Genomic DNA, 10,763 nt, shown 5'->3' with positions numbered 1-10,763 from the left:
TAATTTATAATAATAAATTGTAAGTAAAAATTTTTATTAGTGCTTATATGGATGAAAAGTGGTAAAATATAAGCATATGTTATAAATGGAAAGGGTAGGTGGATTAAAATGACATATGATAAAATTAAATTACCTTATGAATACAATGGATTAGAGCCACACATTGATGCTTTAACAGTAGAAACTCACTACGGCAAACATTTACAAACATACGTAAATAATCTTAACAAATTACTTGAAGGACATGAAGCTCTTACTGAAGGTAAAACTTTAGAACAATTGTTAGAGAATTTAGATAGTATTCCAAATGAAATTCGTCAAGGAGTTATTAATCAAGGTGGAGGTGTGGCAAACCACAACTTTTACTTTAGCATTTTAACACCAGGAGGAAAAGGTGAACCAAAGGGAGAATTACTTGAAAAAATCAATAAAGCTTTTGGAAGTGTTGCAAATATGAAAGAAGCTGTTTCTAAAGCTGCTATTGGACAATTTGGTTCAGGCTATGGATGGCTAGTTTTAAATAGTGATGGTGAGCTAGAAGTTATGGCTACTTTAAATCAAGAATCTCCTTTAAGTAAAGGTAAAAAACCACTTGTAACAATCGACGTTTGGGAACATGCTTATTATTTAAAATATAAGAATGTAAGACCAGATTACGTTAATAGTATTTGGAACTTATTTAACTGGGATAAGATTCAAGAAGTATATGAAAGCTATAAATAATTTATTTTGACACTGGATAACCAAGGCTTAATGCCTTGGTTATTTTAATATAAAGAACTTGCACACTAATTAGAATATAGGAGTTAAATATATTTATAAAATTTTTAATATGTATCTATTGTGTATAACACGATACTATGATAACATAAGAATGTAAGGGTACTATGTAAAACGTAGTACCAAATTTAAAAGGGACTACTATGTTTTACATAGTGAAGTTGCTAGAGTTTTAGAAGGGTTGTCTAATACACAGTAACTTCTATATTTTTTAAGACACTATTGTGTTTTACATAGTATAAGGATAGTTAAAATATATACAAAGAAAAGTATGTTGTTAAAACTTAATAAAGGAGGTTTAGATATGAGTACACAACTCAGAAAGGGTGTAATTGAAATCTGTGTTCTCACACTTATAAATGACAGAGATATGTATGGGTATGAAATTGTAGAAAATATTTCAAGAGTTATGTCAGTAAAGGAAAGCACTATATATCCATTATTGCGAAGACTTACTACAGAAGGAAATTTTGAAACCTATATGGTGAAGTCAGAAGGTGGCCCAGATAGAAAATACTATAGGATTACAGACTATGGAAAAGGTAATTTAAGTACTTTAGTTAAAGAATGGGATGAGTTTGTAAGGGATGTAAATTTAATATTAGGATGTTATAGGAAGGAGAATAAGAATAATGACTAAAAATGATTTTTTAGATATACTTAGGGATTACTTAAAGGGAGCTTTTAGTGAACTTGAGATAAATGATATATTAAGAGACTATGAAGAATTTTTCTTAAATGGGGAATTACAGGGAAAGAGTGATGAGGAGATTATAAAAACATTAGGTTCTCCTAAGAGCATTGCAAAAGAATTGACTGAGGAGATGAAGGGACAAGGCAAATCTACAAGTAGTAGCAATAGTGAACTTAAAGATAAAGTTTCTAAGGACGCTAAAAATCTTTGGAAAAATGTAAAGAGACAAGGAAAAAAGGCAGGTAATAGGACTAAGGAATTTTTAGATTCCAATTCAGTAATTAACGGAAAGATATCTTCTGCTGGAGTAAAATTAATAATAGTTGTTATAAGTATTTTATTATTTTTCCCAGCTTTAACAATAGTTATGTCTATGATAGCCAGTGGTCTAGGACTTGTTGGAATGTCAATTGCAAACTTTATAGGTTATCTAGGAGCTGCATTCCTTTGTGGAATTGATATATCTATGGGAGTGTTTGGATTCTTTGCTTGTATAGCATGGACTGGATTTATTATTTTATGTTGGATCTTATACTGTTTAGTATATAAAGGATTAAAATACCTAGTAGTGAGCTATATATCTTGGGTTAAAACTAGAAATATGTATGTAAGAGTTAAAAATCAACAAGAAAACACTGAAGGTAATGAGAAGAATACTGAAAGTGCTACTGAGAAAAATGAAGAGATAGAAGAAATTTCTGTAGAAGATAAGGCTTACGAAGAAAAGCCTATTTTTACAGAAGATATAGATGGAGATTATAAAGCAGAAAATATAGATGATAAGGAGGAAAAATTTAATGAATAGATGGAAAAAATCTCTTATTGTGGCTGGAGTGTTTCTTGCAGTAGGAATTACAGGGTCCATTATAAGTGGAGCATATATGATGCCTAAAATTGCAAATGAAGTTTATAGAGTTCAAAGAGAAATAATAAATGCAACTCCTTCGGAAAGAGAAGTATTCGTAACAGATAAACAAGTTGATGTTGTTGATATTTCATCCTTAGAAAATAAAGGGTATAATGTAGAAATTAAATCTTCATCAGATAAAAATACAAGGGTTAAGGTACTAGAATATATAGAAAATGATATGAAGGTACAAACTTCATATGATGCCAATACAAAGGGTCTTAAGGTTGTAGGAGACAGAGCTATGTATAATTTTTTTGAAGCAAAAAATATAAGGGGATTTTTTGAAAAATCTTATGATGCAATTATTTACACACTTATGGAAGAAAAAAATAATAATGCTCAAATTGTTATAGAAGTTCCAGTGGGAGTAGACATTAATTTTAATAGTAATTATTATACAAACCTAACAATAAAGGATAGTAAAGTTTTGAAAGATACATTGATTTTTACAAGTCCTAGAGGGGGATATGTAAATTTACCACATAATAATACTCTTAAAAATATTAATATTAAAACTAGCAATTATCTAGAAATAGACTTAAGGGAATTTATAAATGCTGAAAATGTTAAAATAGATTGTAATAATGCTAGGGTGTATTCAGGAGGTACTTATAAGGATTATGGAGAAGGAAAAGTGCTACCTAATAATGTTACCATCAATGCTAATTATATAAATATAGAATCCTACATGCCAATAGGAAAAAATGTTATATTAGTTGGAAGGGATGTAGAGTATACCACTGATTTTGACAATTATGCTATGAAGGTTAATTTAAAAGATAATCATGGAGGAAGAGTATACTTTGATGGAGCTGATTTAGGTAATGAAGAAAACTTTAATTCAGTAACTTCTAATAGTAGTTATGAAGGGTATATAGGGAGAGGAAAAAAGAAGGATTTTCAATTAAGTGTATCTGGATATGATATATGTGAATTTGAACATTCATCTACTACTGATTTAGAAATGGAGTTATATAATTAACTTTTAGAATTGGAAGAGTGTAGTTAAATTTGTTTAATGACAATTTGCTACACTCTTTCTTATATGACTAAAATGTAAGAAAACTATTAATTATGTAAGGTAAGGTTTATGGTGAAAAAATAGTTAAATATATATAATGATATTTGTAAAGAGAAGTGCAGTGATTAATATAACCTTAATCTAAATACTATTGAGGCTAAGAGTTAAATTATTGTAACTATAAAATTTTAATATAGATTGAAGGAGAATTATGTATGGAGATTTTAAGAGTTGAAAACTTAAAGAAGTATTATGGAGAAGGAAATAGTCAGGTTCGTGCTTTAGATGATATTAACTTTAGCATTGATAAAGGACAATTTGTAGCTATAGTAGGAGCTTCAGGTTCTGGAAAGTCTACATTACTTCATTTAATTGGAGGATTAGATATACCTACTAGTGGAAAAGTATTTATAAATGATATAGACATATACAAACAAAATGAAACTGGTCTTAGTATCTTTAGAAGAAGAAATATAGGATTTATATTTCAATTCTTTAATTTAATGCCTATTCTCGATGTAGAAGAAAATATATCTTTACCTGCCCTTCTTGATAGTGAGAAGGTAGATAAAAAATATTTAGATGAAATTATATCTATGATCGGTCTTGAAGATAGAAGAAAACATATTCCATCAGAGCTTTCAGGAGGGCAGCAACAAAGAGTATCAATAGCAAGAGCACTTATAAATAAGCCATCTATAATTCTTGCAGATGAGCCAACGGGTAATTTGGATAGTAAGAATTCTAAGGAAGTTATAGAGCTTTTAAAGGTTACAGCTAGAAAGTATAATCAAACTCTAATACTTATAACTCACGATAGGAATGTGGCTGAACAAGCAGATAGAGTTATAACTTTAAGTGATGGAAAAATTGAAAGTGATAAAACTATGGCATAGGGGGAAGAAACATTGATTAATAGTTATAAAGCTTTAAGTGGAAAATACTTAAAGGATAATAAAAAAAGGACAATATTAACTATAATAGGAATAATATTGTCAGTAGCACTTATAACATCAATATGTACTTTTATATTAACAGTGCAGAATTCTATGATTGAAAATTCAAAGAAAAGTATGGGGGCATTTCATGTTGCTATAACTAATGTATCTGAAGATGAAATAAATAAGATTCAAACTAATATAAATGTTAATAGTTTAGGGGTTATGATTAGTAAAAATGCTGTTCCGTTTATAAAGGATAAAAACATTGAACTTAACTATTTAAATGAAGCTGCATTTAAACTTATGAATATAAATTTAGAAGAAGGCCAATTACCTAGGAGTAATAATGAAGTTGTTATTGAAAGATGGATTCTTAGATATTTTGATGAAGAAGTTAAAGTAGGCGATATAATTAAAATACAAGATGAAGATGGAGATGAAAAAGATTATACCTTATCTGGAATAGCTAAAGATGATTGGCAAAATCAAAGTGAAGGAATATCAAAGGCTTATTTAATAAAGAATGATAGTAATGTGAAAGACGATTCCACAGTATTAGTTGAAATTAAGGATGAAGCTGCTAAACAAGAAGTGATTAAGGAAGTATCTAATCTTGTTAGTAGTAAAAGTGAAGTAGTACAAAATAAAGATTTACTAAGACTTATAGGGGAGTCTAGTAATGCTGATATGAATAAATCTCTATTTATGATAGTTTTCATTGTTATAGGAATTGTTGTTTTGGCTACAGTAGTGGTTATTTATAATGCTTTCCATATTAGCATAGCAGAAAGAATGAAGCAGTTTGGATTGTTAAGAGCTATTGGAACTACTAAAAAACAAATTATGAATTTAGTAATTAGAGAAGCATCTATTATGATATTTATAGGTATTCCTCTTGGAGTATTCTTTGGAATAGTGGCTGTATATTGTATTGCATTTACCTTTAATAAGATGTCAGGATTGGGTGAATTTTCAAACCTTAAAGTAGTAACATCACCATTTGTACTATTATTAAGTAGTGGTATAGGAGCAGCAACTATATATGTTTCAGCTTATCTACCAGCTAGAAGTGCAGGTAAGATTTCACCATTAATAGCTATAAGTAGTCAATCTTTAATTAAGAAAGAAAAGAGAAATAGGAGTGGTAAATTTTTAGGAAAATTCTTTAAAATAGATACAGCCATGGCTCTAAAAAATGTTAAGAGAAATAAAAGAAGATTTTATATAACTGTATTATCTATGGCTATAAGTGTAACCCTATTTGTAACGTTTATGAGCTTTGCTAAGTTCTCAGATAATTTTTCTGAGAAGGTTACTGAAGATAATGACATTGCATTTACCATTTATGATAATGGTAATACTGAAAAACTAGATGCTATAAATAATAAATTAATTGAAGAAGTAAGAAATATTTCAGGGGTAAGTGAAATCTATAAACATTATAATTTCATATTAACTCAAGGATTTGTTGAGGATTCTGCTATACCTAAGGATGTAAGACAGTGGGCAGCAGAAAATAGGGATGAAGATTTATTCAAGAGTAAAGTTGATGGAAAAGACAAATCGAAAATTAGTGTTGTATTTCAAACCTATGAAGAAAATAAGTTAAATGTGGCTAAGAAATATATTAAGGAAGGTAGCATTGATAATCTTAAAGATGGAGAAGTAATTATAGTTAGAGAAACAACATTCTTTGGAGATAAGAGAAGTCTTATTGCACCCATGGCTAAACTTAAAGTAGGAGATGAGATACTAATTAGTGATGTGGAATATTCAGATGGACAAGAGAACTTTAATAGTAAGGAGCTTAAGAAGGTTAAGGTAGCAGCAATTATGGATGTTCAGCCTTTTAGTGATTTAGATTATCAAGGAGTATTAAACGTTATAGGAAGTAAGAATACTGTTAAGAATATAATAGAAGGCAATCAGCAGCAGATGAAAAATTTTAGAGTTACAAATATGGGAATAAAAATTAAAGATGAAAGTTATTTAGATAAAATAGATAAGTCGCTAAAAAAGATAGAAAATATTAATGCAGGAATTGGCTATTATAATAAAATAGAATCTGCTAAAAGTGAAAAGGCGTATAAATTGCAAATGAGTATATTGCTTATGGGATTTATAATAGTAATAACCTTAATAAGTGCAGTAAACATTGTAAATACGGTAACTACAAATATTCTTCTTAGGAATAAGGAAATAGCAGCTTTAAAAGCTATAGGGATGACAAGGAAACAAGTGAGAAAAATGATAACCTTTGAAGGTGTATTATTTGGACTATATGGAGGAATTATTGGTTCAGTAGCAGGTACTATACTAGCATATATACTATATAATCCTATGTCAAATATTAGGGATTTCAAATTCACATTACCATGGAATAGTATTATTATTTCTATTGTAGCTGTAATTATTATGGGATATGTTTCGGCATTAATACCTCTTAGAAGATTGAGTAAACAAAATATTATTGATAGTATAAGAGGCGAGTAAATAATATAGACCTATTATTAAATAAAACAGTTATTCCAAAATAAGAATAAGAAATAGATAAAACAAAAATCCAAGGAAATATTCTTTGGATTTTTGTTTTAATATAATTATAACCTAGGCTTTTTAAAATTCCTATAATGTTATATGATTTTAATGATAAAATTAAGTTATAAATGGAAGTTATAAAATAGTGTTAATAAATAATTTGAAAATTTGTTTATGGAGGAGGTTATGTAATGAATAGAATTTTATTAGTTGAAGATGATGAGGCATTGGCTTTAGGAGTAGAATATACCCTTGAAGAAGAAGGGTATCAGGTTTTTAGAGTGGGTTCTATAGAGAATGGAAAAGAAAAATTTAATAATGAGGAGTTCGATTTAATACTTCTAGATATAAATTTACCTGATGGAAGTGGCTATGACTTTTGTAAATACGTGAAAGAAAAGAAGGACACCCCTATAATATTTTTAACTGCTTTAGATGAAGAAGTAAATATAATTTTGGGATTAGATATAGGTGGTGATGACTATATAACAAAACCTTTTAGAGTAAAGGAGTTATTATCAAGAATTCGTGTAGTTTTAAGAAGAGTTGGCAAAGGTGATAATAATATAACAACTTTAAGATCTGGGGATATAATTATTAACACATCTAGTGCAGAAGTATCGAAAGGTAATGAAAAGATATCATTAACGGCAAAGGAATATAGACTTCTTTTAGCATTTCTACAGAGTCCAGAAATATTACTTAGCAAGGATCATATATTAAAGGAATTATTTGGTGAAGAAGGAGCATATGTAGAGGAAAATACTCTTTCAGTCTATATAAAAAGACTTAGAGAAAAAATAGAAGATAATCCTAGTAAGCCAGAATATGTTATAACGAAAAGAGGACTAGGCTATATGTGGATAAAAGAAGTTGTTAATGGAAAGTAGGAGAAATTAATGAAAGAGCTTATAAATCCAGAATTAAAAAAGAGTTCCATAGTGTTATTATTTATAGTTATAATATTTATATTTATCGTTAATATGTGGATTACTTTTTATTTTAATAACATAAAGAGTCAATATATAGATGGCAGGGCTGCAATGTTATCTACAATGGTAGAAAAATTTCCTAATCTTGAAGCGGATTTAGTAGAGGCAGCCTTTAAGGTGCCAACAAAGGAAGAGATAAAATTAGGAGAAAAAATTATAGATAATTATGGTTATAAAGACAATATAAATATAATGTATATAGATGGAATAAATGAAGCTTTTAAAAATAGTAAATTTATATTTATAATTATAGGTAGTACATTTGGAGGTTTACTAATATTATTAAATTATATTCAGTATAGAGGTATATATAGTAGAGTAAGAAATTTGACAAGAGCCTCAAAGGAAATACTAGAGGAAAACTATGATGTAAATCTTTATGAAGAAAAGGAAGGAGATTTTGCAAAACTTTCCTATGGATTTAAAAATATGAGACAAGTTTTACAAAGTCAGATGGTAGACTTAAAAAAAGAAAAGGAGTTTCTAGTAAATGTATTATCAGACATATCTCATCAATTAAAAACACCACTATCTGCCCTTATTATTTATAATGATATTTTAAGTAATAAGAAAATTAGTGAAGATAATAGGGAAAAATTCTTACATAATAGCAAGACACAATTAAATCGTATGGATTGGCTTATAAAAAGTATATTGAAGCTAGCCAAGGTAGATGCAAGAGCAATTGAATTTAACATGAAGGAAAATAGCTTAGTTAATACTATTTATGAAGTTATAGACAATGTTGCAATGATGGCAGCAGAAAATAAAGTTAATATAGTATTTGAAAGTAATATGTATGAAGAAACGGTAATAAGTAATATAGAAGAGATTAATAAAAAAAATAAAAATAAGTTTATGTTTAATTATGATGAGAAATGGTTAGGAGAAGCGTTGATTAATATAGTTAAGAATGGTGTAGAACATAGTTATAATGGTGAAATTCATATAGAACTTGAAGAAAATCCCATAAATACAAAAATTGTAATAAGGGATAATGGAGTGGGAATTAGTGAAAAGGATCTTCCTAATATTTTTAAGAGATTTTATAAAGGGGGAAAATCTGAGTCTGTTGGAATTGGATTATCTCTTAGTAAATCAATTATTGAAGCCCAAGGAGGATATATAGAAGTTAAAAGTAAAGTGGACATAGGTACTGAGTTTAAAATTGTACTTATGAAAAGTATCTAATATAAATTAAATAGATAGTAAAAACATTGAAGAGTTTAATAATTTAATCTATTTGTAATTTTATACTGAAAAATGATATAATGACCAAGGGAACATATTTTCATGTTTCTTATTTTACCTTAAATATAAGGCTAAATAGATAAAATTTTCTATTTAGCCTTTAAACGGTATTTGAGAGTAATATTCTTATATAAATTTTAAGATTGGGGATGAGATAATGGAAGTTTTATTGGTTATTGTAATTATATTGTTAATTATAAATATATATTTTACTCTAAAATTAAAGGATTCTAGAAGCAGAATGCAAAAGGGCAGTGCAGCCGATATTGAGAATTCAATCTTACATATAGAACAAAGGGTAGGAGATATAGATAAAAGTGTTGATAAATTAGAAAAAGCCTTTAGAGATGAAATCTCTAGAAATAGGGAAGAATCTCGTAAAGGTGAAAAAGAAGCTAGAATTGAGTTGAACCTTCAAATACAAAGGTTAAGTGATGCTATTTTAGGTAGAATGAGTGAAATAGCAAATTTTCAAAAGAATCAACTAGATACATATTCTAATACTATAGAAAAATCACTTAAATCTTTTGAAAATCAATTTTCTAAAAGTGTTAATGAGTTTAATAATCTTCAAAAAGAAAAATTTAATGATTTATCCCAAAAACAAGGTGAGTTGCTTAAGTCTACTGAGGATAAGTTAGAAAAAATGAGGGAAACTGTGGATGAAAAGTTACAAAGCACATTGGAGAAGAGATTAGGAGAATCCTTTAAGTTGGTAAGTGAAAGATTGGAAGTTGTGCATAAAGGACTAGGTGAGATGCAAACCTTAGCTATGGGAGTAGGAGATTTAAAAAAAGTTCTTTCCAATGTTAAGACTAGAGGAACCTTAGGAGAAATTCAATTGGGAAGAATTTTAGATCAAATTCTTACTAAAGAACAGTACGATATAAATGTAGTAACTAAGAAGGGATCTAGAGATAATGTGGAATTTGCAATAAGACTTCCAGGTAAGGATAAAACCTCTGATGTAGTATACCTTCCTGTAGATTCAAAGTTTCCTTTGGATGTATACCACAATTTGGTGGATTCCTATGATACTGGAGACCAAAGTTTAATAGAAGAAGGTTATAAAAAGTTAGAAACAGCTATAAAGAAATCAGCTAAGGATATTAGAGATAAATATATAGACCCACCTTACACCACTGATTTCGCAATTATGTTTTTACCAATAGAAGGTCTTTATGCAGAGGTAGTTAAAAGAACTAATTTAGTTGAAATTCTTCAAAGAGAATATAAGATAAATATAACAGGCCCAACAACTTTAGCAGCACTTTTAAATAGTTTACAGATGGGATTTAGAACTCTTGCAATTGAAAAAAGATCTAGTGAAGTTTGGAATGTACTTGGAGCAGTTAAAACAGAGTTTGGAAAATTTGAAGAGGTGCTTAAAGCTACACAGAAAAAGTTAAATCAAGCAAGTACAGATTTAGATAAGCTTGTAGGTACAAGGACTAAGCAGATTAATAAAAAACTTATGAGTGTAGAAAGTTTAACAAATGATGTATCAGAGAAATATATAGATGTACTTTCTATAGATGAATAGTTAAATAGAAGTATATTCTAGATCATTTTTTCAAAATATATATAAAAGATATTTTAGAATTACATGTAGAGATGTACTTTATTACAGCTGAAA

General features: G+C 28.5%; 9 protein-coding genes. All 9 read left to right on the top strand.

Features of this window, described 5'->3' with window-relative positions:
- The first annotated feature begins 108 nt into the window (after positions 1-108).
- The gene (locus IO99_RS09150) at positions 109-723 is read left to right on the top strand and encodes a superoxide dismutase (protein WP_035132638.1); all 615 of its coding nucleotides are present in this window, start codon (positions 109-111) and stop codon (positions 721-723) included.
- A gap of 361 nt (positions 724-1,084) precedes the next feature.
- Positions 1,085-1,420 (top strand): PadR family transcriptional regulator, encoded by a 336-nt coding sequence (locus tag IO99_RS09145; protein ID WP_035132636.1) that lies wholly within the window; start codon positions 1,085-1,087, stop codon positions 1,418-1,420.
- Positions 1,413-2,279, top strand: a complete 867-nt coding sequence (locus IO99_RS09140; RefSeq protein WP_035132634.1) for a DUF1700 domain-containing protein — start codon at positions 1,413-1,415, stop codon at positions 2,277-2,279. The genes IO99_RS09145 and IO99_RS09140 overlap by 8 nt, the downstream gene beginning before the upstream one ends.
- Positions 2,272-3,366, top strand: coding sequence for a hypothetical protein (locus IO99_RS09135; RefSeq protein WP_035132632.1), 1,095 nt, complete (start codon positions 2,272-2,274; stop codon positions 3,364-3,366). Before IO99_RS09140 ends, IO99_RS09135 begins: the two co-directional genes overlap by 8 nt.
- A 254-nt stretch (positions 3,367-3,620) precedes the next feature.
- Complete coding sequence (locus IO99_RS09130; RefSeq protein WP_035132630.1) at positions 3,621-4,301, top strand: ABC transporter ATP-binding protein; 681 nt, start codon at positions 3,621-3,623, stop codon at positions 4,299-4,301.
- A 12-nt stretch (positions 4,302-4,313) separates the two neighbouring features.
- Positions 4,314-6,839 (top strand): FtsX-like permease family protein, encoded by a 2,526-nt coding sequence (locus IO99_RS09125; protein WP_035132628.1) that lies wholly within the window; start codon positions 4,314-4,316, stop codon positions 6,837-6,839.
- A 236-nt stretch (positions 6,840-7,075) separates the two neighbouring features.
- Entirely contained in the window at positions 7,076-7,774 is a 699-nt protein-coding gene (locus IO99_RS09120; protein WP_035132626.1) for a response regulator transcription factor, read from the top strand.
- Positions 7,775-7,783: 9 nt separating this feature from the next.
- Positions 7,784-9,067 carry a sensor histidine kinase gene (locus IO99_RS09115; RefSeq protein WP_035132624.1) on the top strand — a complete coding sequence of 428 codons (1,284 nt, stop codon included), beginning with the start codon at positions 7,784-7,786 and terminating at the stop codon, positions 9,065-9,067.
- Between the two features lie 217 nt (positions 9,068-9,284).
- Entirely contained in the window at positions 9,285-10,670 is a 1,386-nt protein-coding gene (locus IO99_RS09110) for a DNA recombination protein RmuC (protein ID WP_051824026.1), read from the top strand.
- Positions 10,671-10,763 lie beyond the last annotated feature (93 nt).

Source organism: Clostridium sulfidigenes (assembly GCF_000732635.1).
Classification (GTDB): Bacteria; Bacillota; Clostridia; order Clostridiales; family Clostridiaceae; genus Clostridium_J; species Clostridium_J sulfidigenes.
Note: the sequence above shows the minus strand (reverse complement) of the source record. Positions and strands in the feature narration are given on the sequence as shown.